The sequence below is a fragment of the Aquimarina algiphila genome (assembly GCF_007489275.1).
Taxonomy (GTDB): Bacteria; Bacteroidota; Bacteroidia; order Flavobacteriales; family Flavobacteriaceae; genus Aquimarina; species Aquimarina algiphila.
The window spans coordinates 1-2069 of sequence record NZ_VLNR01000150.1; the positions used below are offsets into that span (position 1 = coordinate 1).

Genomic DNA, 2069 nt, shown 5'->3' on the forward strand with positions numbered 1-2069 from the left:
AAGGAGAGTCGATGAGAAGAAAAAGAAAAAAATCGTAATTTTAACACTGAAATAAACACGCTTTTGGGAACTGTTTTGCTATGCTCTATTTAAACAGGAATACCCGGGTCAATTTCATAGGAATCTCCAAACGGTCTACTAATCGATAAATAAATGTATCTTTATAAGTGATTTGACTTTCGTCTGATATACAACAGTTTCACAAAGTGATTTAAGGCTATCCAAAAACCTGCCCCAATGGTGATTACAAAACCCAAAGAATTCACTTTCTTCTGCTCAATTTAAATGGGAGAACTTAAGAAACGTTCCTCCGTCTTTTTCTTGTAGTTCAAAGGATAAATAATTAATCCCAATCCATTCTCTATCTCCATCTACACACTCCCAATGAACCTCATTTGGTGAATTCAGTTTTACAACTTTTATTTTATTGAAATATTCATCACCAAATTTGAAATGATTGACGTTCCCTACTTCTGGTTTTGCGTGGCATCATTTGTCCACCAATTCTTTTAAACCTTCTTCTTGAGTTATTACCTTATATACATATATAGTTTAAGCTTCAATTATTTAGTCATGTTTTATATTTTCCATTTTTTGATTGTGTTATGAATACACATAACAGTTTAAGGATTATATAATTTTCTCATAAGTTGAAAAGAAAAAGCCCCTCATATATACCTGTAACTATTGAGGGGCAGGAAAAAATTAAGTGATTTTTCTAACTTACGATAAACAACTTTTATTCTGGAATATTAAATTGAGTTGTAATTTCTTCGTATGACATTTTAGAGTAATCTACATTTTTATTTTTGGCAGATTTACTTCCCGATGCACCACCTCCCATTAATTGTCCACCAGGAATAAGTACATAACGATAATCTGTAAGATAAGCGTTATTAGGTAGGTCTAATGACCCTGAAACCAATGAGACTACTACCGTTAACTCTTTATTACTACCTACAGCAAAAGAATAATTAACCTGATTAGGAAAAAAATCAAGAATTGTAGGTAGAGCCCAAACCGCACCACTAGCAGTTCTTCCATACACTAGAATAACAGCGGAATCAATAATATCATCTTCTATATTTTCTGCTATTGGAAAATTTTCAGAAGAAGAAGGCATAGTTTGTGGAATTTCTGATGCTATCCAGTCAGAATATATAACATTTGCAGTACCTGGTTCTCCCTGTTCACCATCTGCACCAGTAGGACCAATCGCTCCATCTGCGCCAGTAGGACCAATCGCTCCATCTTCTCCGTCTGAACATGAAAAAATTGAAACTGATACTATAACCATCACTATTAACGTTACTAAATTTGATTTTACGTTCATAATTTTTTATTTAAAATGAATCGGCAAATCTAGTTACAAAACTAAATCAAGTCTTGTACAAAATGGACACATCAATTTAATGCTAAAAGAATAATACAGGTTTAAGTTATTTTCATTTTAGAGTCCTATATTAATTTATAAAGACTCCAAGTAAATTATGTCGACATAGAGACATATCTATTTCAATATTTAAAAAAGAAGTGAATCTCATTCAATAATTCTGTTTTCGATTTGCTCATATTTAGCACGTTGTAAAATAGGTTATTGATTGACTTATCAATTAACTTTCCGTTCCTAATTTTCATTAAATGAGGAAATCTATTGTAGGTCTTTAATTTGTATAGAGATTTCGAGATAAACTCAATGTTGTAATCTGATTTAATTTCTTTTCCTTTTAGATATACTATTTCAATTGTGCTAGTAAGCTCAGGAATTATATTTTCTTCTATATAATCTTTTGAATCCTTTCGATTGTTATAACAAAAGAAATTTTTTCCATGATTTACATTTAGAAAATTGGCATATTTTTTTTCAAACTTTTTCCGCCAAAAATATTTTATAGGAAAAAGAATTATTATGAAAGGAATTAACAGAGTAAATAAAAAAACCCGTTGTGCATTTAGAAAAAGTTGCGCAAACTGCTAAAAGGCAGTAAATTGTAGTTACGACACTATAATTTATATGCACAACTTTCAAGCAAATTACGATAAAATACTCAAGGTTTTAAAAGGATTAG

The 2069-nt window shown here is 30.7% G+C and carries 1 protein-coding gene; it reads right to left on the reverse strand.

All coding sequences use genetic code 11. The features are described 5' to 3' along the window. Nucleotides 1-739: 739 nt before the first annotated feature. On the reverse strand, nucleotides 740-1333 hold the full coding sequence (locus tag FOF46_RS30655; RefSeq protein WP_143919221.1) for a collagen-like triple helix repeat-containing protein: 594 nt from the start codon (nucleotides 1331-1333) through the stop codon (nucleotides 740-742). Nucleotides 1334-2069 lie beyond the last annotated feature (736 nt).